Origin of the sequence: Paenibacillus xerothermodurans (genome assembly GCF_002220865.2) — a bacterium.
In the GTDB taxonomy this organism is placed as follows: domain Bacteria; phylum Bacillota; class Bacilli; order Paenibacillales; family NBRC-103111; genus Paenibacillus_S; species Paenibacillus_S xerothermodurans.
Genome location: NZ_NHRJ02000001.1, coordinates 668,405 through 690,952, shown reverse-complemented (window position 1 = coordinate 690,952; position 22,548 = coordinate 668,405). Strand labels below are relative to the sequence as shown.

The following is a 22,548-nucleotide window of genomic DNA, read 5'->3' as shown; positions in this document are numbered from 1 at the left end:
GCGCATTGGCGATTGATTGTCCGGACCGGACTGAGTACTAGATGGAGGTATGGAATGATCAGGTGGATCCAAAATGTATCTAAGAAATGGATAATTACGGCTGTCGCAGTGTGTGCACTGGTCTCTGTGCTCGGCACGACTTTGCTCACCGGGTCAGGCGGCGAGGGGGGAGCAGCGCAGCCGGGCGGAACCGGGCGGCAGGGGGCGGGTGCCGCGAGGCAGTTTCCTGTGGAGACTCAGATCGTTAAACTGCAGGAGGTGGGCGGCGGCCAGGTGTTCACCGGCGCGATCACACCGCCGTACGCAACCAACGTTTCATCTCGGGTGGCGGGCCGGGTGATGGAGCTGATGGTGAAGCCCGGAGACAGGGTGACGACGGGTCAGCCGCTGGCGAAAATAGACACCAGTGAACTCGAACAGCAGGTTGCCCAATCCGAGAGCGCTTTGGCCGTTAGTGCGGCGCAGCTGCAGCGGACAACCAATGAACAGGCCAACAGCGTCGCTAACGCCGAAAAACAGCTGGCGACACAGCGGGCTAACCTGGATAAGGCCATTGCCGAGCAGCAGAACTCCGTAGAGGCGGCCAAACAACAGCTGGCTATCTCGCAAGCGAATTACAATAAAGCGGTCACTGATCAGCAAAATGCTATCGCTTCCGCGAAACAATCCGTCGCAATCTCGCAGCAAAACCTGAACAACGCACTGAATACATATACGATTAATTTGAGTAACGCGCAGAACGCACTGAACATACAACAGGATGCACTGCAAACGTCGGAGGCTAACTCCAGCAATGCCATCGAATCATTGCGGCTCGAGCTCCAGCAGGCCATTATCAACTATGCGAACGCACGCGAGAACGGCAGCTCAGCGGACAAAGATGCGGCCCAACAACGTCTGCAGCAGGCCCAGTTGGAACTGGATCAAGTTCAGCAGACCACGCCAAGCGCCCTGACGTCGGCGACCGGTGCATTGTTGAAAGCAGAGAGCGATCTCACAGCGGCACAAAACTCGCAATCCGTCCAGATTGCGCAGGAGCAGCTGAACCGCGACACGACCACATTGGCTAATGCGCAGAACACGCTCCTCGCCACGCTTGAGACGAGCCGGCAGACGCTGTCCAAAGATGAGCTGGCGCTGGCAAACGCGGAAACGAACCGGCAGCTCAGCATGAACGTTTCTACAGCGCAGCTTGAGCAGCAGGAGCAAGCTCTGGTGGCGGCGAAATCGACTGACGCGGTGGCCGTTAGCACCGCTCAGTTCAATCAGGCACAAACGAATTTGCGATTGCTCGTCGAGGATCTGCAGCATGGCGTACTGTCGTCCCCCGTCGATGGCGTTGTCACTTCGATTAACACACCTGTCGGGCAGAACGCCGGCGCGCAGTCTAATATTTTGTCAGTGGCGGCATTAGAGCGAACCCAGGCAACGGTCAACATATCGGAGGCGAATATCGGGAAAATCAAAATCGGAATGGAGATGAAGGTTAACGTTCCGACTTTGGACAAGACGTTCGATGGTGTTGTGTCGGCAATCCGTCCCACTATGGATGAAGTGACCAAGGCCTACGGCGTTGACATTACAGTGAACGACGAGCAGAAGGAACTACTGCCGGGTATGTTTGCCACCTGTAGCTTGAAAGCCGAAGGCCGCACGGCCATTATGGTCCCCGCTGACGCTGTCCTGAGCCAGCCCAGCGGCAACGCTGTGTTTGTTGTACAAGACGGCCGGGCTAAAAGGGTCGCGGTCAAGGTCGGTACGTTGACAAGCTCCCTGTTTGAGATCACGAGCGGCTTGTCCGAAGGTGACGAGCTCGTCGTAGCAGGCCAGGAGCTGTTGTCGGATAAAGCAGCCGTGCAGGTGGTTCAGCCGGGGCAGGAGACACCGCAGAACGGGCGCAAACCCCAGGACCGCGAGGCTCCCGGCCAAGGCGCGCCCGCGGCAAATAACAGACCGGGCGAACAGCCACAGGGCGAGCTTCGGCCTCGAAAGGCGAAAGATGACGGAGCGCCGGCGGACAGGCCGGGTGCCTCAGGCAGCGGGGCCGTGAGTGAGTCACCGAGAGCAGGTGGAGGCTGGTGAATTTCGCCAATTTTTCAGTGAACCGCCCGATCACAATATTTATGCTGATGATCGGTTTGGTGATCCTCGGTTCCATTGCAGCTCCTTTGCTTCCGGTGGACCTGTATCCGAACATGGAAATTCCAACGGCGAACGTCAGTGTCAGTTGGCCGGGCGCCTCCCCAGAGCAGGTTGAAAATCAGGTGACCAAGCGGGTGGAGGCGTCGATGGCTACCATAGCCAATGTCTCGTCCGTGACATCGAACTCCCGAACGGGTTCGAGCAATGTCACCGTACAGTTCAATTTCGGTACGGATATCAGCGAGGCTACGCTTACAATGCGGGACCGGCTAGATCGGGTCAGCCGGCAGCTTCCGGATGATGCGGAGGCTCCTGTTGTGTCACGCGCGGATCCTAACAGCCAGCCGATCATGAGCTTAGCGCTGTATGGCACTGATGTGGAGCTGACGGCTCTGCGGGATCTCGCGGACAACGTGGTCAGCCCGGCGGTCCAGCGCGCTAACGGGGTCGCTTCCGTCAATGTCACCGGCGGCCGTGTACGGCAGATTCAGCTGCTGTTGGACCAGAATAAGCTCACTCAATACGGACTCACGTCTAATCAGGTGACGTCAGCGTTAAGCAATGACAACCAGTCGATGGATGCCGGTCTTGTATATAAAGGCAATCAGCTCGTACCGTTAAGTATCAAGGGAGAGTTTAAATCGACTGCTGAGATTGCGCAGGTGAGAGTCAATCTGGCCCGCGGGCAAACCATACCCATTGGTGAATTAGGGAAAATCATCGATACCTATCAGGATGTGACATTTGAATCCAGACGCAATGGCGAGCAGAGCGTAGGCATTTCAGTGCAGAAGCAGTCCGATGGCAATACGGTTGCGGTGGCGGACAGCATTCGGACAATGATGGACGATATACAAAAAGATTTTCCGGATGGCGTGAAGATGGACATATTGAACGATACATCGAAATATATCAAAGGCTCTATCCACACAGTGATCGAGCACACTCTGCTTGGCGCCATATTTTCCGTCATCATTCTCATGCTGTTCTTGAACAGCGTGCGAGCCACATTGATCATAGGCGTGGTCATCCCGATTTCAGTGGTCAGCACATTCAGTATGATGTTCTTCTCGGATCAAACCATGAATACGATCACGCTCGGCGGACTAGCGTTGGGCTTGGGCTCACTAGTCGATTTTGCCGTTGTTGTTCTGGAAAGCATTTATAGGAAAAAAGAGGAGGGCCTGTCCCCTGTAGAAGCGGCCAAACAGGGGACAGCAGAGGTGGGCACGGCGGTATTGGCGTCGGCATTAGCGCAGATCGCCGTTTTTGCCCCGACGCTATTTATCGACGGCTTAATTAAAAACTTCTTTGTGCCCATGGCGCTTACCGTCAGCTTTTCACATGTCGCCGCCTTATTCGCAGCGATCACGCTCGTTCCCATGTTAGCAGCCAAGCTGCTGAAAAAAGGGCACCAAGAGGCACTGCCCACAGGTAAGTCCTACAACCCTGCAGTCTGGTTCGGCAGGGGCATGCAGCGTATGACCAACAGGTACGGCGCTATCCTCAGGTGGTCGCTCGCGCACCGGGCGACCGTGGTTGCGATCACGGCTGCACTGCTGGTTGGCAGTGTATTTTTGGCGGGCTCGGTGGGCACCGAGATAACTCCCAGAACAGATGAAGGCCAAATCAACATAAATATCAGCTTGGCGCAGGGAACCAAATTTGAAAACACCAACGCGCTAGCGTCTAAAGTGGAAGGCTTGATTAAGGATATGCCGGACATTGAGTCCATTTTCACAACAGTAGGCGGCGGGGGCGGAGGAGCTTATCAAAGCGCGGCGACAAACTCGGCCAGCATTTCCGTTATGTTGAAGCCGCTCGGACAAAGGGAACTGAAGACAGAGCAGATCGTGGAACAGATTCGCACCATGACCAACGGCAATCCGGGAGCGCAAATTTCCGTTAACAGCCGTTCATCCATTCGCATGCCGGGTTTGGGCGGCGGGGGAGGAGGAGGCGGCGATATTCAGGTAAACCTGAGCGGACCGGATATGTCGGTGTTGAGAAAGCTGGGTGACATGGTAGCAGAAGAACTGCGCGCGATTCCGTCGCTAAGAAACGTACAGAACACGCTGGAGCGCAGCATTCCGCAATTTGATATGACGATCGATCGTGAAGCTGCGGCATACTACGGCATTTCCGTGCGAGAAATCATGACCTCCCTGCGCACCGCGTATCAAGGCTCCGTGGCGACTAACTTTAAGACGGGCGACACGCAGATATCGGTCCTGGTGAAGTATCCGTCGGAATTTACCAATAATCTGGAAAACTTGAATCAAATAGTTATCACATCAAACTCAGGCGCTCAGATTCCGCTGTACGCAGTGGCGAAGGTTGAGCCGGGCTTTGGCCCCGCCCAGATTCGTCATATCGATCAGGAACGCGTGGCTACCGTGCAGGCAGCCGTATCCGGAGCCCCCGCGGGCGACGTGTCGAAGCTGGTGGAGGATCGGCTCGCAACGATCCAACCGCCCGATGGCTATGCCATTACGCTGGGGTCGCAGAACAGCTCCAACGACACATTCAACAGCTTGTACCTTATGCTAGGTTTGTCGGTAGTCCTCGTGTATATGGTTATGGCGAGCCAATTCGAATCGTTATACGGGCCGTTTATCATCATGTTCTCCCTGCCTCCAACCTTTATCGGGGCGATTCTGGGACTGTACCTGACGAATCGCACCATCAATATGAACTCTATCATGGGGATGATCATGCTGGTCGGTATCGTCGTGAACAACGCAATTGTACTCATCGATTACACAAATCAATTGCGAACAAAGGGCTGCAGTTTGCATGATGCGTTAATGGAGGCTGGAAGGGTGCGTTTGCGGCCGATTCTCATGACGACAGGGACCACCGTGCTCGCAATGATACCTTTGGTGGTAGGTTTTGGCGAAGGTGCGGCGGCGCAAGCGTCAATGGCGACCGTGGTGGCATTCGGATTGACCACTTCCACGCTGATTACGTTGGTGCTCGTCCCTGTCGTGTATACGTTAATGGACGGATGGAAGGATACACTGCGAAGCAAATGGAGGCGTCACACGCCGCCGGCCCTGCCGCGGAACCATGGAGCACGGCAGCAAAGCATCAATAAATGACGAAGGCGGGGATGTATTAGCATGGTTGGCACTTGTTTTCAGCACAACAATAGTAAAAAGTGGCAGCAGGTTTACCGTCGGGGCGGCGCGGCACTTGTCGCAGTGGTACTTTTCTTGCTGATACTTCCCATTGCAGACCGCGCGGCCGCGGCCAGCCTTGTGCCGGCCTCCGCGGCTCAGGAAACCGCCGACACCGAGTCGGCCGCTTCCGGTGCCTCAACAGGTGCGTTCAAAGCGGCGTTGGGATACGCGCAAGTGACGGGAGGGTTAGGCCACACGGTAGCGGTGAAAAACGACGGCACGGTGTGGACATGGGGCGACGGCTTGCACGGGAAGCTGGGCACAGACCCTAATGTGTACCGTTACGCTCCCACGCAAGTCAAAGAGCTGTTCGACATAACAGCGGTAGCTGCCGGCATGAACCACACTCTCGCCCTTCGCAAAGACGGCACGGTTTGGGCATGGGGGCAAAATAACGAAGGCCAGCTGGGCGACGGGACCACCGAGGCTCGCGGCACTCCCTTCCAAATAGAGCAGCTGAGCAACGTTGCAGCTATCGCAGCAGGCAATAATCATTCGGTTGCCCTCAAGCGCGACGGTACGCTCGTAACCTGGGGCGACAATGCTAAGGGACAGCTGGGCGACAAAGCTCACTTGGATAAGCTCAAGCCCGTGCAATTGGACTATCCTACGGGGGTGAAGGCTATCGCGTCGGGCGGCAATCATGTGCTCGCCATCAACGAGGACAATTACGTTTTGGCCTGGGGAGACAACACCTACGGCCAGCTTGGCGAGCCTGTCACCGAAAGCCAGACCAGTTATCCGACACTGATTGACTACACCTACAATACTAAGGTCATTGCCGCCGGCAGCAACTTTTCGGCCGTTATCAAAGAGGACGGCACTGTGTGGACGTGGGGGTATAACAGCTCGGGCCAGCTCGCGAACGGAAATGAGACCGACCGCCCGATTCCTGCGCAAGCCGTGGGCGTGGTGGATGCAGAGAATATCGTACTGGGACACTCCCATGCGATCGTCATACTGAAAGACCGCACCTTGGTCTCCTGGGGGTTAAACAATTATGGCCAGCTGGGCTTAAGCCATTACGACAACAGCACCGTGAACACCCGAATTGAGGGAATACGCGACGTCGCATTGATCGGTACCGGTCATTTTCATTCTATGGCAATTACTGCGGATGGCACCTTGTGGACTTGGGGTAACAGCGTCCTCGGGCAGTTGGGGGACGGTTCCGCCACCAATCGGATACTGCCGGTCATTGTGCCGAGATTTAAGATGCTTGTGACACCCCCGGACCCGGTCGTCGGCGGTGGAAGCTTCACAACCGTTCTGCGGAGCAATCCGCTCGCGTCCGGAGAAGCCTTCAATCTGCTTTGGAAAAATAACAAACTGTGGTCGTGGGGAGAGAACGTGTTTGGGCAGCTTGGCCTTGGTACGGGCAGCGTGAAAAATACACCGGCGGCTGTCAGTGGGCTGGATGAAGTTGCCTCTGTCACAGCCGGTACCTCTCACGCCGTGGTGCTGAAAGCTGACGGCACGGTTTGGAGCTGGGGCTATAATTTGCGCGGACAGTTAGGGGACACCACTGCGTCGGACAGAAATCTGCCGGGTGCGGCACCGCTGCTCACCGATGTGACCGATATTGCCGGCGGCAGCCTGTTTACCATCGCCTTGAGAAAAGACGGTACGGTATGGGCTGTCGGGGACAATTCGTTCGGACAATTTGCCGACCGAACGTCAACCTCCAGCAACATTCCAGTGCAGATTCCCGGCTTAAGCCGTATTACAGCCATCGCCGCAGGCTATAACCATGCGCTCGCCTTGGCTGCTGACGGCAGCGTCTGGTCGTGGGGTGATAATACCAACGGCCAGCTTGGGGACGGCACTACTGCAATGCGGCGCGAAGTGATTCAGCTGACAGGAACAGGTACGGTAAAGGCTATTGCCGCCGGCAAAAATCATTCGCTCGCGCTCACCGCAGATGGCGCCGTGTTGGCTTGGGGCTACAATGCTTTCGGGCAGTTGGGTAACGATTCCACGTCGAATCGACTGGAGCCGGTCAAAGTGCTGGACATCCAAGACGCCACCGCGATAGCGGCTGGGAGTTATCACTCGTTGGCAGTCACATCGGACGGCACGGTATGGGCATGGGGGTACAACGCCTATGGGCAGCTCGGCGATGCCAGCACGACGAACCGCCGGAGACCGGTTTGGGCACAAGCCGTCCACTTCGTGTCGTTCATCGCCGCCGGGGGCGGCCACTCCGCCGCCGTTTCGGCGGACGGCACCGTATGGACATGGGGCGCAAATATGGCCGGCCAGCTCGGTGACGGCAATTTCAAGAACCGTGCCGTTCCGGCAGCTGTGACCGGATGGGCGCGCTCGTTCGGCCACACGGTCGGCCGCTGGTTGGAGACAAACATGGCAGGCAGTTGCCGTGACGGATGAATTTGCGCTGCAAATAGTCGAGCGGAAAGGGCATCCGTGCAGGGGGCTTGGCAGCGGTGATTTTGCCCCCGAACATACAGCCAGCCGAGCGCCGGGCCGTACTGTTATCGAGCGCTGGCTAACGTCAAACAGTGGCGGCACACTGCCGTACGCTTATTAGGACGGAAGCACAAAGGGCTTCCCAGGGGCCGCCACTGGATCATACAAACACGTCGTCTGCTCGCGCAGGCGGCGTTTTTTCTTTGTTACACTGGGCTGGCCGATGCACACCCGTACCAGAACCACGGAGAACAGCTTCCGCGGGGCGGCTGACTGCAGACATCGTGCGCACGCGCAGCGAAATCGTTTCCTTGGTATTCAATTTCCGCAGGCAGCCGCACATACCAGGACCAACCTGCACGCATAACATAGTGCACGTCATACTAACCACGCAGATGGGAGCGACTTTGTATGGATAAGTGGACATGGGCTATAACCGCGCTTGTGCTTTTCATCTTATTGATTGTATTGCTGGTTTTGTGCCTGTGAGCGTTATACGAACTATCCGGACCTTTTAGCCTTGTGCAGACGAATGTCAATCGGCTGCGGCAAGGTTTTTTTTTGGATGAACGAAGTTCTGCGGGCCAAGTCTCGCGAGCGGTGAGCAGAGCAATCACGTTTGGTAAAACTTGCTTTCTTCACATTTTATAACTGCGGCTGCTTTGGCAAATAATTTAAACGTTGCGTCAAAATGGCTGGGAGGAGTGAATCAGGTTGGGCTGGGTAGAGATAGTCATCAGATCACTGAGCGCTGTTTTCATGTTGTTCATACTCACCCGCATACTCGGCAAAAAGCAAATTTCACAGCTCACATTTTTCGAATACATAACTGGCATCACGCTGGGGGAGCTGGCCGGCTTTATTTCCACGGATGTGGAGGCCCCCTACATGTATGGGGTGGTGGCACTGTTGGTCTGGTTTACGGTGCCGCTGGCGATGGAGTATGTAACGCTTAGAAACATCAAGCTGCGCCGATGGCTGGATGGAACGGGCAGCGTGGTTATCCGGGACGGCAAAGTGCTGGAGGCCAATTTGCAGAAGGAACGATATAACTCGCATGAGCTCATGGAAGAGCTGCGTAAAAAGAACGTGTTTAATCTGGCCGATGTGGAATTTGCCATATTAGAGGCGAGCGGCGATCTGAACGTTCTGCTAAAGAGTGAAAATCAACCGCTGACGCCCAAACATCTTGGCATGAAGGTTCCCGCCTCACGTCAAACGCACGAAGTGATTGTCGACGGCAAAGTGCTGGACGAGCGGCTGGCCGAGCTCGGGCACTCACGCGCATGGTTAAACGCCGAGTTGGAGAAAATAGGCGTTACCCACGACAATGTGTTCATCGGTCAAGTTGATGCCGCGGGACAACTTCATGTCGACCTGTACGATGACAAAATAACAGTGCCAGTGAGCGACGAGAAAAAGCTGCTTTTGGCAACATTAAAAAAGTGCGAAGCGGATATGACGATATTCGGGCTATCCACCCGCCATCGGGGGGCAGCCGCAATGTATCAACGGAACGCGGAGCTTCTGGAAAAACAAGTGCAAAAGCTGACACCGTTCTTAAAACAATAAGGGAAGGAAGATCACAAAAATGGCGACAAAGGCCAAGCAAAAATTGACACCCGCTCAGCAGCAATATCAAGCTCTTGCCAAGAAAAACGAGCCCCGCCGACCGCTTGTGAGAAACTGCATCATCGCGTTCTTAGTCGGCGGCTTGATTTGCACGATCGGTCAAGCTATAACGGAATTTTTCGTTCGCTATTACGGATTCACGGAGGTCAAAGCAGCCAGCCCAACCGTAGCGGTAATGGTGTTCATTGCCGTGGTACTCACTTCCATAGGTGTGTACGATAAGATCGCCCAATGGGCGGGGGCCGGCACTGCCGTGCCGGTGACAGGGTTCGCCAACTCCATGTGTTCCGCCGCACTTGAATACCGCAGCGAGGGCCTCGTACTTGGAGTGGGCTCAATGATGTTTAAATTGGCTGGTTCGGTGATTGTGTTCGGCACCGTGGCGGCATTTTTCGTAGCACTCGCGCATGTAATTGTAGATGCCGTGAGAGGAGGCTAGCACGATGCTGCAAGGTCATCAAAGCTGGGCGTTTCCCAGCAAGCCGGTAATTATATCCACGGGCACGGTGGTGGGTCCGGAAGAAGGCAAAGGGCCGTTGGTCAACGATTTCGACCTAGTGCACGGCGATACGAAAATTAAAGAGGACACCTGGGAGAAATCCGAACGCCGTCTCATGGAAGAAGCCGCGGAAATGGCCATTAGAAAAGCCGGTCTAACGAAGGAGGACATCGACTTTTACATCGGCGGGGACTTGATGAATCAGATCATAAGCAATACGTTTGCCTTACGCACGTTGGCGATTCCGTATCTCGGCGTGTTCGGCGCCTGCTCTACCGCTATGGAGAGTCTTGCCATCGCGGCGATGATGATTGACGCCGGCAACGCTAACCGTGCGATGGCAGGCACGTGCAGCCACAACTCCTCATCCGAAAAACAGTACCGCTATCCGACCGAATATGGCGCGCAGAAGCCGCCTTCGGCGCAATATACTGTAACAGGGGCAGGTGCTGCTGTGGTGGCCAACTCCGGTGAAGGTCCTGTGGTGACGGGAGCCACAATAGGTCGCGTCACGGATATGGGCTTGAAAGACCCGTTCAACATGGGTGCCGCAATGGCTCCCGCTGCGGTGGATACAATGCAGGCACATTTCAGGGACTTCCAACGGGAGCCGGGCTATTACGATCTAATCCTCACCGGAGATCTGTCCAAAGTGGGCGTAGATATAGCAAAAGAACTCCTGGCGCAGAATAAAGTGCCGATAGAGCAAACGACGTATTCTGATTGCGGTCTGATGATTTACGACAGGGACAAACAGCCTGTGGCGTCGGGCGCCAGTGGCTGTGCCTGCTCCGCGGTGGTCACATACGGTCATATCATGCGCAGAATAAAGAAGGGTGAATTAAACAAGGTTCTCATAGTCGGTACGGGAGCACTTCTTTCACCTTTGACATATCAGCAGGGAGAGAGCATCCCATGCATCGCCCATGCAGTTGCAATAGAAAGCGGGGTAAGCTAGATGGTTGACGTCTTGATGCAGTTTGTTTGGGCTTTTGTCGTTGGCGGAGCGATCTGCGTTATCGGGCAATTGATGATGGATATCGGCAGAATGACTCCGGCACACACAATGTCTACGCTGGTGGTCGTGGGCGCCATCGTCGACGGGCTGGGACTGTATGATCCGCTTGTTAAGTTCGCTGGGGCGGGCGCCACTGTGCCGATCACGAACTTTGGTAATGCCCTCGTCCATGGCGCGCTGCAGGAGCTGCACTTGTATGGGCCGATCGGCATCATTACAGGCATTCTCGAGATCACAAGCGCAGGGATCTCCTCGGCCATCATTTTCTCCTTCTTGGCGGCGTTGATATGCAGGCCGCGCGGTTGAGTCGGTAACATTTTCTATTTTTCAGCGTCTTATGATAACAGACAGTTTTCTCGCGCTCCGGGGCTGCATGCTCCGGAGTTTTTTCAACTGCCAAACAGATGGGTCCATGTGTGTCCGCACAAAGAAATTCATTATTTTTGCTTGTATACGCAGTTTTTTCAATCCTGTAGAATAGAAAAAGCGGAGTCCTATATGCTTCACTACTCATAGCACAAGGAGGATCAGGAATATGGAGGCCATACTTAATGAAGATGTACAAATACTTAAGCGCATTCAGGCGAATTTGGAATCTTGTATCCTCGGTAAATCGGACGAAATCAAGCTTCTGCTTACAGCCATGATCGCAGGCGGTCACGTGCTGCTCGAAGATGTTCCCGGCACCGGTAAAACCGTGCTGATCAAATCGCTGGCGAAATCAATACGAGGGCAGTTCCGCCGCATACAGTGCAATCCTGATCTACTCCCAACAGATATCACAGGCGTTTCCATATATCACCCCAGAGATGAGGTATTCATTTTTCGCCCGGGTCCGATCATGACGAACATTTTGCTGGCGGATGAAATTAACCGCGCCACTACCAAGACGCAATCCGCACTGCTGGAAGCGATGGAAGAACGCCATATTACAGTGGACGGCAATACGCATGATTTGCCCACACCGTTTTTGATGCTTGCCACGCAAAATCCGATTGATTTCGAAGGAACTTACATGCTGCCCGAAGCTCAGCTGGACCGCTTCATGATGAAGTTCAGCATGGGCTATCCGGACGAAGCGACTGAAACCAGGCTGATCGTTTCCCAGAGCGTGACCCATCCGCTGGATCAACTCGAACCGGTGGCGGACGTGGATCATATCGTGCGGCTGCAGCAGCGCGCCAAAGAAGTGCATTTGGAGAATGCGGTGGCCGGTTATGCGGTAGCTATTTGCAGGCAAACCCGGGAGCATCCGTCGATTTATCTCGGTGCCAGTCCACGCGCTACGTTAGCGCTGGTGCAGGCGGCCAAAGCTTATGCGCTGCTTCAGGAGCGCGACTTCGTGATCCCCGACGATATCAAATTCCTGGCCCCTTTCGTTCTGGGGCATCGCATTATACTGCAGGCTGAGGCGCGGATGGATGGTGGAACCGTGCCGTCCGTTCTGCAATCCGTTTTCCAGCAGGTCCGTGTGCCCGTACGGCTGGAGAAGTGAGTATGCTGAAGGACACGGTGGTACAAACGTTGACGCACGTGCCGAAAATGAGCAAGCAGTTTTGGGCGGTTTTGGGCAGCTTCTTGGGCAGCCTCGGGTTCTTGCTTTTTCAGGGCGGGAAGCTTGCTCTCATGCTGTTCGTGATTGTGTTCGTGCTCAGCATCTACTTGCTGCTTGGCCAATGGAGCGGCATCAAGCGGACACAGGGATCACGTCAGTTGCATAACACGGAGCCCGGCAGTATGTTGGAGGCAGGCAGTACAGTCGGCGTCACGATCAAGCTGCAAATACCCGGCATTTGGCCGATGCCTTATATATTTGTCAAGGACCGATTATTCCATCGCAACGGCAAAGAGCTGAGCTTCGAATCCATGATCATACCGGACTGGCGACGCCGCGGCGAGTGGCAGTACCGCACGCCCCCGCTGCGAAGGGGTGCATACGCATTCGGCACAACGGAATGTTTGACGGAGGATATATTCGGCTTGTTCGAGCACCGGGGGACTCTGCAGCTGCCTCACCGCATCGTTGTGCTGCCGCAAATCGTCCCGATTCGAGAGTGGCAGCAATTCCATCAGATGATGAAAGGCACCAACCACCATTCGACGACGACGAGGGCCGTGAGAGAAACAACTCAAATCAACGGCGTGCGCGAGTATATGTACGGCGACCGGCTGTCTCGGATTCATTGGAACGCGACCGCGAAGACCGGTACTTGGAAGTCCAAGGAGTTCGAAAGAGAGTCATTACCGAAAACCTTTTTAGTACTTGATCGCCAAATCGCAGCGTACAGTGATTTGGAGCAATTCGAGCTGGCGGTATCAGTCGCGGCCTCGTTGTTCCAATACGGCTCCACTCATGGCCTGGCCCTCGGTCTGGTATCCACGGGTGCCGATGATGTGTATTTAGAACCGCGTCCGGGACAAAATCAGCATAAAGCGGTACAACAGCATTTTATTCAGGTAGAAGTTGATGGTGAGTACAGCCTGAGGCAGGTGCTGCGGGAAAAGGTCCACAATTTGGTGCCGGGCAGCTTCATCGCCATCATCACCCCTCGGCATGGAGAGCAGATCATTCCTATATTCAGCTGGCTGAGGCAGCTCCAGCTGAATCCGTGTCACCTCTGGTTGTGCGCCGGTGCTGCGGATAAGGATAGATGGCTGAGGCAGCTGCAATCGATGGGCGTCAGCGGGTATGCCGTTTCGTCGCTGCAGGAGCTGCCCGCGGTGTTGGGAGGTCGCAGCGGATGAGACAAACGATTGCATGGTGGAGCGGATGGCTGTGGCGGGATTGGTCGCAGCGGATGAGCGCCTTACTGGCGGGTGTGGTACTGCTTCAATTTGTGCTCTGGATTGCCAAAGAAGACGGGGTGTGGCTGCCGGAGACAGTTCTTATCGTTGAGCTTACTTTGCTTGCGACAATCGTACTTGAGTATCTCCTTCGCGTACATTGGCTAATTCGCGGCGTGCTTCATCTAATCGCCATCATCGGGATTAATGCACGTGTGCTGATCGCACATCACGTCATAGATGATATAACCTTGACGAGTTTTTTTTCATCGCAATTATTTCATAATATGTATCAGCTCACACCGTACTTATGGTTCAGCTTTTCCGTGTGGATCGTTTATTTTTTCGTTGTCTGGTGGGTTGCGAAAAAATGGCGTATCTATTCGTTGATGATCGTCAGCGTGCTAGCTATGTGCATTCGGGATTCATTTTCTCAGGTGTACTTGTGGCCCCAGGTGGCTGTCACCGTAGGCTGCGGCCTATTTTTGCTCATATTGGTCCACTTCCAGCAGCTTCGAAAAAAAGCACCGGCGGCATGGCGGTCCTTGTCCGATTATCCCGCATCGATTGCCCTGCCGGTCATATCTCTTATCTGCCTGACATTGTCCATCGGAGCTGTCATGCCGGAGGTCAATCCGGTGCTCACCGATCCTTACACCGCGTGGCGGAATCTCCGCGGAGAGCATGTCAATTTCACAACGGGTAAAGGCATCGAAATTGCCGCACCCTCCGCATTCACCGATGCTTCATCCGGCTACAGCCGCAATGACTCGGCGCTCGGAGGAAGCTTTGAGTTCGATTACACGCCGATTATGACGGTTGACACTTCGTACCGCAGCTACTGGCGCGGCGAAACGAGAGCATTGTACAACGGCAAAGGCTGGGAACCCAGCGACAGCGATAAGCGGCCCACAGTCACACGCGTGCGAGCGAACGCGGTGCTGCCATCGGATCCCCAGACGTCCGGAAGCCAATTGAAAACAATGGAGGTACGACAGACCGTCACATTGCTCTCGAACGAGAAGTATCCGGTACTATTTGCCGCAATGAACGCCCAGAAGGTAGTGGATCTGAACGGCGGTACAAACGGGTTTGAGTCACTGTTCTGGGCTCCGGCACAATCCGAGCTGCGTGTGATCTCGCATCGGGCGGCAGCTTATCCCAAGTCGTACACACTCGTCTCTCAACTGCCTATCATCGATGAAGCAGGTTTACGCAAGGCTCCGTTCGTACCGCCAAACAGAGCTGAATTCGCTCAATATCTGCAGCTGCCGGACAGCACTCCGGCGCGGGTGCGGCAGTTGGCGCTGGAAATCACGCAGACGTCAGCCAACCCTTATGACAAAGCGAAAGCGATCGAACAATTTTTGCGCGACAATTACCCGTACACCAATAAACCCGATCTAAGCAAAGGAAAAAGCCGTGATTTTGTCGATCGGTTTCTATTTGAGATCGGTGAAGGGTACTGTGATTATTACTCCACGGCTATGGCGGTGCTTGCTCGTGCCAATGGATTGCCCGCCCGGTGGGTGAAGGGGTACGCATCGGGCTCGTCGGCGCAAAAGGAGGATGCCGCCGCTTTCGATCATGGGGACATCATCGATCCGGACGCCGCCGGGGTGTACACTGTCCGAAACGCGGATGCCCACTCTTGGGTGGAAGTGTACTTCAACGGATGGGGATGGATACCATTTGAGCCCACTTCGGGTTTTTCACTGCCTCGCGCACCGATGCAGGAAGAATCCATCGCCCAGACGGAGGCGACGCCAAGTGCTCCTGAAACCGCCGCTGAGATGCCGGTGACGGATGAGTCCGGCAGCACGGTGGCACGTGCAGCAGGCGTCACCGTGTTGTTCGCGGCTCTCGCGGCCTTCTTGAGCTGGAGGTTTGAGGTTGTTGAGCTGATACGTGAGCGGATGGAACGCCGGCGCGCGTCGCTGCTCAAGCAAAAGGTAATTATCGAATGCGAACGTATGCTGCGTATATGCCGGGGAAAAGGCTACGTGCGGATGGAGCACGAGACCATGCGTGAAGCCGTTGCCAGATGGACCAAGCAAAGCAAGTGGTTGACGGCGGATTTGGAGCATGTGCTCTCCATCTTTGAGAAAGCGAAATACAGCCAGGCCGAGATTACGGAAGAGGATTGGCGCAATACCGCAAAGCTGGTGGAGAAACTGCGATCCCAGTTTTAGTACTGTCCTGCTTGACAGGCTCTGTCAAGCGTCTTTTTTTGCAACAAAAAGGCCGGATATGGTATAGTTTGACGTATAAAAGCACGTCTTTCGAGGTGAATTCTTTGATAACTAAGCTGCTGCCGCGCTTGCAGGTGAACACGATTTATGACATTGATCTACACGCGCTTTGGGAACAAGGTATACGCGGGATCATTACCGATCTTGACAATACTTTGGTCGGAGCCAAGGCCCCGCTCGCCACGCCCGAGCTGCTCGAATGGCTGAAGGTGGTAGGACAGCTGGGATTTCAGGTCGTGATTGTGTCCAACAACAATAAACCGCGGGTGACCAAGTTTGCGGAGCCGCTGTTGTTGCCGTTCATTTATCGGGCCAGAAAGCCGACCACTGCGGCTTTCCGTAAAGCTTTGGCCCTGATGCAGCTGGCGCCGATGCAAACCGTGGTGATAGGTGATCAAATGATGACCGATGTTCTCGGTGGCAACCGCATGGGACTGTACACCATTCTCGTACTCCCGATCGCACGGGCGGATGAAGGTTTTTTCACAAAAGTAATCAACCGCTCACTGGAGAAAGTCGCTTTAACTTGGATGAAAAGGTAGGTACAACATGACAGAACCACATTCTGAACACATCAGCTGTGCGGGCTGCGGCGTAAGGCTGCAAACCGAAGCGAAGGACAAATTGGGCTACGTGCCTTCACAGGCGTTGAATCGCTCGCCGGTCATCTGCCAACGCTGTTTTCGAATAAAAAATTATAACGAAGCTTCCGGAATCACCTTGAATCATGACGATTTCCTCAAACTGCTGCACCAGGTCGGGCAAACCAAGTCACTCGTCGTTAATATCGTTGACATCTTTGATTTCGAGGGGAGCTTGATCAGCGGCTTGCCCCGCTTCGCGGGCGATAATCCGGTTGTGCTCTGCGTGAACAAAATAGATTTGCTGCCTAAAGTGACCAACTTCAATAAAATAGTGAATTGGGTTCAAAGGCAAGCTAAGGAGTTCGGCTTAAAGGCTGTTGAAGTCGTGCTGTGCTCCGCGAAGCAAAATATAGGCTTTGAACGTGTGCTTCAAGTGCTTGACGCCTACCGAAACGGCCGCGATATCTATGTAGTCGGGGCTACCAACGTCGGTAAATCCACTCTCATCAATCGGTTGATTCGGGACTACAGCGATCTCGAGGCGGAGCTGACCACGTCACAGTATCCCGGCACGACGCTCGATATTGTGAAGATTCCTTTGGACGACGGCAGCTTTATCATCGACACACCGGGAATTGTGTACCATCATCGTTTGACTGAGCTGGTGAGCAAGCGGGATCTGAGTAAGCTGATGCCGGACAGGCCGGTCAAACCGCTTGTGTTTCAGTTGAATGAACGGCAAACCGTATTTTTCGGCAGCTTGGTCAGATTTGATTTTGTGCAGGGCGAGCGGCAGTCGTTCACATTTTATGTGTCCAACGCCATTACCGCCCACCGGACAAAGCTCGAGCGCGCTGACGAGCTGTATGAGGAGCACAAGGGTGAATTGTTGTCCCCGCCCAGCCGCGAAGATCTGGAGCTCCTCCCCAAGTGGACGAAACACCCGATGCGTATTCCCAAAGGAAAACAATATGACGTATCGATATCAGGTTTGGGCTGGGTGAAAGTGAACAGCGTGGCCGGCGCGGATCTTATGATTCACGCGCCCAAAGGCGTAAAGATAGCCGTTCGGGAATCACTTATTTGAACGGAGCGATGGGGGAGCAGAGAAAGATGGGGAAGTACAGGCTGGACAGCAGCACGATCATGTTCGGGGTGTTTGGCGATCCGATCCGCCATTCCAAATCTCCGATCATGCTGAACCGCGCCTTTGAGGTGGCCGGGATTAACGCTGCTTATGCTGCGTTTCATATCCAGCCAGGCAAGTTAAAGGCGGCGGTTGACGCGGTACGCGCGCTCCATTTTCGCGGCGTGAACGTCACCATTCCACATAAAGTGGAGGTCATGGATTATCTGGATGAGATCGACGAAGGCGCCCGTGCGATAGGGGCGGTAAACACGATCGTGAATGAAAACGGCCGGTTGATTGGGCACAATACAGATGGCATCGGTTATGTCCGTTCCCTGAAAGAGGAGACGGGGATCGAACTGGGCGGCAAGAAGGTGCTGATGATTGGCGCCGGCGGTGCGGCGAGGGGAGTGGGCTACGCGCTTGCCAAGGAGGGCGTCGCCCATATTTATTTTGCCAACCGCACCCGCGAGAAAGCGGAAGAACTGGCACAGACGATGGCCGGGTTTACCGGTGCCACCGGTCTTGGGCTGACTGACGTCGCCGAGGTCGCCGCAGAGGCCGCGTTGATCGTGAATAACACATCTCTGGGCATGCATCCTAATGTCGGCGAGGTACCTATGGACACCTCGCTCGTACGTGATACGATGGTCATAAGCGATCTGATTTATAATCCTTTGGTTACCAGATTTTTACGTGAGTCCGAAGCGCGCGGTGCGACAATACACAGCGGTCTGGGCATGTTTATATATCAAGGGGCGTACGCTTTTGAATATTGGACCGGCGCTCCCGCGCCTACCGCTGCTATGCGCGACGTTGTGCTTGCCTCATTTAACGGCTAGGCCTCGTGTTTTCGTGTTGTCTTCAGGCTTTTTGCATGCTCGAAGGAGCTGAGGGTAAGGCGCCGCGACAACAGATCTAATCTTTTCATCAAGTCATTGCACATCATTCATCAGAATAGAGGACAAACCACATGCTCACAGGCAGACAAAAAAGATTTTTACGTGCGCAAGCCCATCATTTGAATCCGATTTTTCAAGTCGGCAAGGGCGGCGTGAATGACAATTTGATTCGTCACATTGAGGAAGCCCTCGAAGTGCGCGAATTGATCAAAGTAACCGTACTGAACAACAGCGGCGAGGACCGCAATGACGTCGGCCGCCAGCTGGCTGAGGGCGCGGGTGCAGAGCTCGTCCAAGTTATAGGCAGAGTCATCGTGCTTTATAAGGAGTCCCGCGAGCGTAAAACTATTGAGCTGCCCTGAAGCGGCGAAAATCGATGACAAGTGGGGTGCGACGATGAAGGTTGGAATCATGGGCGGCACCTTTGATCCGATCCATATTGGCCACTTGATTGCGGCACAGTGCGCATATGAGCAGGCGGAGTTGGGCGAAGTATGGTTCCTGCCTACGAACATTCCGCCGCATAAGCCGCACGCGCCCATAGCCAGTCCGGAGCAAAGATGGGACATGATCTGCCGTGCGGTGCGGCATCAGCCGCATTTTCGACCATTTGATATGGAGTTGCGGAAAGGCGGCGTTTCTTTCACATTTGACACAGTGCACGACCTGAGAGAACATCATCCAAGCATTCATTTTTGTTATATTATCGGCGCCGATATGGTGGAATATCTGCCCAAATGGTATAAAATCGAAGAATTGGTGCACCTCATCTCCTTCGTCGGTTTGCAGCGCCCGGGTTACGTCCTGGATCTCGAACAGCTGCCTGAGGCAATCCGTGCAGCCGTTACCTTGGCGCCCATGCCGCTGATTGAGCTGTCGTCCACCAACATCCGGCAGCGCAAGTCGGAAGGCAGATCCATCCGGCATATGGTTCCCGATGATGTGCATGCTTATATCGAGGTGAACGGATTATATGGATCATAAACAATTAATCGACGCAGTGAAGACACAAATGCCCAGCAAACGTTGGGAGCACAGCCTGGGTGTGATGGAAGCGGCGGTCGCGCTGTCTCGCAGATTTGGCGGGCCGGAGGACAAAGCTTACACTGCTGCCATCCTGCACGATGTCGTGAAATATTGGCCGGTGAACGATCAACGGGATATCATTCGCGAATACAATTTGCCGGCAGATCTGCTCGACTATGACAAGGAGCTGTGGCACGCGCACGCAGGAGCGGTGGTCGCACAGCGGGATTACGGCGTGGACGACGAGAACGTGCTGCACGCAATACGTTATCACACCACGGGCAGACCAGGCATGACAAAGCTGGAGAAAATCATCTGTTTGGCCGATTATATCGAGCCGGGACGCGACTTTCCGGGGGTGCATAATATCCGCGAAATCGCCGAACATAGTGTAGAGAAAGCATTGCTGAAAGCATTTGACGGTACGATTCTATTCTTACTTGAGAAGGGTAAAAAAGTGTACCCGCTCACAATCTTAACCCGAAACAGTTTAATCGAGGAATTAAATCAAACACAGCAATTTTAAATATTATACTTGCCTTGAAGGAGGAAATTGAATGAGTGTAACCCCGGATGAATTGATGGCCCTGGCAGTTGACGCGGCTGAGGACAAAAAGGCGATGAACGTGGTCACCCTGAACTTGCAGGGCGTTTCCCTGATAGCTGATTATTTCATTATTTGCCATGGGAACTCTGAGACGCAGGTGCAGGCCATCGCAACGGAGGTCCGTAAGCGGGCGGAGGAACGGGGCGTTCAAATGCGCGGTTTGGAAGGTATGGACACGGCGCGTTGGGTGCTCGTCGACCTCGGCGATGTTGTCGTTCATGTATTCCATCGTGATGACCGGGAATTTTATAACATCGAACGTCTTTGGACGGATGCGAAAGTAGTGGAACGGGTATGAGCTTGGTAGCGGGAAACATGATCCCGCTGGAAGTGGTCAGGGAGGTTTCGCCGAACGGGTATTACGTGTCGGACGGACGGCAGGAAGTGCTTCTGCATTACAGTGAAATTGTCGGTGAGATCGAGATCGGCGATGAGGTTGAGGTCTTTTTGTTCTATGACACCGAGGACCGATTGGCTGCCACCATGCGGAAGCCGCTTATCACGTTAGGTGAAGTTGCGCTGCTCGAAGTGGTGGACATTCACCGTAGATTCGGCTGTTTTTTGGAAATGGGATTAGGCCGTAACTTGCTGCTGCCGTTCAAAGAGCTCCCCGAGCTGTCCGAGCTTCGGCCGGTGGTGGGCGACAAGGTGTTCGTGACGCTGTCGCATGACCGTCAAGGGCGGCTGCTCGCGCAGCTGGCAGGAGAACAGGAGCTGCGACCGCTGTGTTTTGACGCTCCGGCTTCCTGGAAAAACAAAGAGGTACGGGCGAGAGTATACAAACCTTTGCAGAAGGGTACCTTTGTAGTTTGCGAAGGCGGTGTGGTAGGCTTCGGTGTGATCGGCATGATTCATCCATCGGAGCGTACGCGCCTGCTCCGCCTGGGGGAAGCCGTCGACGTTAGAATCAGTTTTGTACGCGAGGACGGCAATGTCAACTGTACGATGCGTCCACCCAAACAAATCGGCCGCGACGAGGATGCGGAACGAATTCTCAAGGCGCTGAAGGACCGCCCGAACGGTGCTATGCCATATTCCGATGAGACTCCCGCGGATGTCATCAACTCGCGGTTTCAGATTAGCAAATCTGCATTTAAGCGGGCTCTCGGAAAGTTGATGAAGGCAGGTTTGGTTTACCAGAAGGGAAGCTGGACTCACCTGACGCAAGAAAGAGATGACGGACAATAGTCTTAGGCGTGCCGGCTGCAGTCCTCGCTTATGGCAGGCTATGCGTTGAAGGCGCACAGCGAAGCGGGTGAGGAGGCCGGTTTTCTTATTTCACTGAAAAGGATGCTGAACGGCTTGGCTTATGAATTATTTGCTTACCACTACGACCGCCTGATGGAGGATATGCCCTACGATGCATGGCTCGGGTTTCTCCGTGAGTGCTGGGAACGTTACGGTAAACCGAAGACGATCGCCGACTTGGGCTGCGGCACGGGCAGCATAGCGATTCCGCTCGCGCGGCAAGGCTATGAGGTGTTTGGAATTGACTCGTCCGAAAATATGCTGGCCGTCGCTCAGAGGAAATCGGTGGAAGCGGGGCGCACTGAGCCTTTTCCAAGTACCGGCAGCGTGACTTGGCTGCAGCAGGATTTGCGGGACTGGAATTTGATCGAGCCTGTTGACGCGGTGATTTCTTTGTGCGACTGCTTCAACTATTTGCTGGAGGAGGACGAGGTAATACAGGCCTTTGTCCAAGCTTACCGAGGGTTGGAGGAGAAGGGCCTGTTCGTGTTTGACATGCATACGCCCCATCAGCTGAGAACTTATGCGAAAGAGCAGCCGTTTTTTCTGAATGACGATGATATCGCGTATATTTGGACCAGTGAATTGGATGCCGAGCGTTGTGAAATCGAGCATGCGTTAACTATATTTGTAAAAGAAACAAAGGATGCACCGGAGAGCACAGGCTCGGGAGCAGAACGGTTCCGGAGAGTCGAGGAGTTTCAAAGCCAACGTGCGTATCCGGTGGAATGGGTTGAAGCGCAGCTTCGAACTGCAGGCTTCAGCGAGGTCGACTGCTATGCTGACTTCACGTGGAGTTCTGTCACAGAGATGACGGAACGGGCTTTTTTCGTTGCACGAAAGTAGCCCGATCACAGCCTGGTCAACAGACGCGCAGTGCTTAGGATGATTCCCCAAAGCGGTAGGGACAACGCCATACCATTCACGATTCCTCTCAAGTCGGTTCACCTCCAACCTTTTAGTTTCAGCTCGCAGGTCTGCTGTACTCACAGTTTTTCCATTTTATGCTCGGCTTAATCGGTATGGTCGGGGCGGAGACTTGACATGGCTGCCTCTTTTTACATATAATCGCTTTATATCATGGCCAACGGCAGTGAAAAGAAGTAGTAACTCCTG

The 22,548-nt window shown here is 54.4% G+C and carries 19 protein-coding genes and 1 other annotated feature (1 of these 20 running past the window's edge); all 19 genes read left to right on the top strand.

Annotation, left to right across the window (positions count from 1 at the left end; translation table 11 throughout):
• The first annotated feature begins 54 nt into the window (after nt 1-54).
• The 19 genes from CBW46_RS03130 to CBW46_RS03040 all read left to right on the top strand — a co-directional run bounded on the left by CBW46_RS03130 (nt 55) and on the right by CBW46_RS03040 (nt 22,278).
• Nucleotides 55-2,082, top strand: coding sequence for an efflux RND transporter periplasmic adaptor subunit (locus CBW46_RS03130; RefSeq protein ID WP_089198537.1), 2,028 nt, complete (start codon nt 55-57; stop codon nt 2,080-2,082).
• Nucleotides 2,079-5,243 carry an efflux RND transporter permease subunit gene (locus CBW46_RS03125; protein WP_089198536.1) on the top strand — a complete coding sequence of 1,055 codons (3,165 nt, stop codon included), beginning with the start codon at nt 2,079-2,081 and terminating at the stop codon, nt 5,241-5,243. The genes CBW46_RS03130 and CBW46_RS03125 overlap by 4 nt, the downstream gene beginning before the upstream one ends.
• A gap of 21 nt (nt 5,244-5,264) precedes the next feature.
• Nucleotides 5,265-7,712 carry an RCC1 domain-containing protein gene (locus CBW46_RS03120; protein WP_089198535.1) on the top strand — a complete coding sequence of 816 codons (2,448 nt, stop codon included), beginning with the start codon at nt 5,265-5,267 and terminating at the stop codon, nt 7,710-7,712.
• Nucleotides 7,713-8,465: 753 nt separating this feature from the next.
• Nucleotides 8,466-9,323: a DUF421 domain-containing protein gene (locus tag CBW46_RS03115; RefSeq protein ID WP_341538160.1), complete on the top strand. Its 858-nt coding sequence runs from the start codon at nt 8,466-8,468 to the stop codon at nt 9,321-9,323.
• Between the two features lie 19 nt (nt 9,324-9,342).
• Nucleotides 9,343-9,822 (top strand): stage V sporulation protein AC, encoded by a 480-nt coding sequence (gene spoVAC / locus CBW46_RS03110; RefSeq protein WP_089198534.1) that lies wholly within the window; start codon nt 9,343-9,345, stop codon nt 9,820-9,822.
• A gap of 4 nt (nt 9,823-9,826) precedes the next feature.
• Nucleotides 9,827-10,840, top strand: coding sequence for a stage V sporulation protein AD (gene spoVAD / locus CBW46_RS03105; RefSeq protein WP_089198533.1), 1,014 nt, complete (start codon nt 9,827-9,829; stop codon nt 10,838-10,840).
• A gap of 15 nt (nt 10,841-10,855) precedes the next feature.
• Nucleotides 10,856-11,206 carry a stage V sporulation protein AE gene (gene spoVAE / locus CBW46_RS03100; protein ID WP_089198676.1) on the top strand — a complete coding sequence of 117 codons (351 nt, stop codon included), beginning with the start codon at nt 10,856-10,858 and terminating at the stop codon, nt 11,204-11,206.
• 229 nt (nt 11,207-11,435) lie between these two features.
• Entirely contained in the window at nt 11,436-12,395 is a 960-nt protein-coding gene (locus CBW46_RS03095; protein ID WP_089198532.1) for an AAA family ATPase, read from the top strand.
• A 2-nt stretch (nt 12,396-12,397) separates the two neighbouring features.
• Nucleotides 12,398-13,645 (top strand): DUF58 domain-containing protein, encoded by a 1,248-nt coding sequence (locus CBW46_RS03090; RefSeq protein WP_089198531.1) that lies wholly within the window; start codon nt 12,398-12,400, stop codon nt 13,643-13,645.
• Nucleotides 13,642-15,876 (top strand): transglutaminase TgpA family protein, encoded by a 2,235-nt coding sequence (locus tag CBW46_RS03085; RefSeq protein ID WP_089198530.1) that lies wholly within the window; start codon nt 13,642-13,644, stop codon nt 15,874-15,876. Before CBW46_RS03090 ends, CBW46_RS03085 begins: the two co-directional genes overlap by 4 nt.
• 104 nt (nt 15,877-15,980) lie before the next feature.
• Nucleotides 15,981-16,478 carry a YqeG family HAD IIIA-type phosphatase gene (locus tag CBW46_RS03080; RefSeq protein WP_089198675.1) on the top strand — a complete coding sequence of 166 codons (498 nt, stop codon included), beginning with the start codon at nt 15,981-15,983 and terminating at the stop codon, nt 16,476-16,478.
• 7 nt (nt 16,479-16,485) lie between these two features.
• Nucleotides 16,486-17,607, top strand: a complete 1,122-nt coding sequence (yqeH, locus tag CBW46_RS03075; protein ID WP_089198529.1) for a ribosome biogenesis GTPase YqeH — start codon at nt 16,486-16,488, stop codon at nt 17,605-17,607.
• 26 nt (nt 17,608-17,633) lie between these two features.
• The gene (locus CBW46_RS03070) at nt 17,634-18,491 is read left to right on the top strand and encodes a shikimate dehydrogenase (protein ID WP_089198528.1); all 858 of its coding nucleotides are present in this window, start codon (nt 17,634-17,636) and stop codon (nt 18,489-18,491) included.
• Between the two features lie 131 nt (nt 18,492-18,622).
• On the top strand, nt 18,623-18,913 hold the full coding sequence (yhbY, locus tag CBW46_RS03065) for a ribosome assembly RNA-binding protein YhbY (protein WP_089198527.1): 291 nt from the start codon (nt 18,623-18,625) through the stop codon (nt 18,911-18,913).
• A gap of 34 nt (nt 18,914-18,947) precedes the next feature.
• The gene (locus CBW46_RS03060; protein ID WP_089198674.1) at nt 18,948-19,535 is read left to right on the top strand and encodes a nicotinate-nucleotide adenylyltransferase; all 588 of its coding nucleotides are present in this window, start codon (nt 18,948-18,950) and stop codon (nt 19,533-19,535) included.
• Nucleotides 19,525-20,103, top strand: coding sequence for a bis(5'-nucleosyl)-tetraphosphatase (symmetrical) YqeK (gene yqeK / locus CBW46_RS03055; protein ID WP_089198526.1), 579 nt, complete (start codon nt 19,525-19,527; stop codon nt 20,101-20,103). The genes CBW46_RS03060 and yqeK overlap by 11 nt, the downstream gene beginning before the upstream one ends.
• A gap of 31 nt (nt 20,104-20,134) precedes the next feature.
• Nucleotides 20,135-20,482 (top strand): ribosome silencing factor, encoded by a 348-nt coding sequence (gene rsfS / locus CBW46_RS03050; protein WP_089198525.1) that lies wholly within the window; start codon nt 20,135-20,137, stop codon nt 20,480-20,482.
• Entirely contained in the window at nt 20,479-21,372 is an 894-nt protein-coding gene (locus CBW46_RS03045) for a CvfB family protein (RefSeq protein ID WP_089198524.1), read from the top strand. Before rsfS ends, CBW46_RS03045 begins: the two co-directional genes overlap by 4 nt.
• 114 nt (nt 21,373-21,486) lie before the next feature.
• Nucleotides 21,487-22,278 (top strand): class I SAM-dependent DNA methyltransferase, encoded by a 792-nt coding sequence (locus tag CBW46_RS03040; protein ID WP_089198673.1) that lies wholly within the window; start codon nt 21,487-21,489, stop codon nt 22,276-22,278.
• A gap of 238 nt (nt 22,279-22,516) precedes the next feature.
• Nucleotides 22,517-22,548, top strand: a binding site (T-box leader) (it continues 218 nt past the right edge of the window).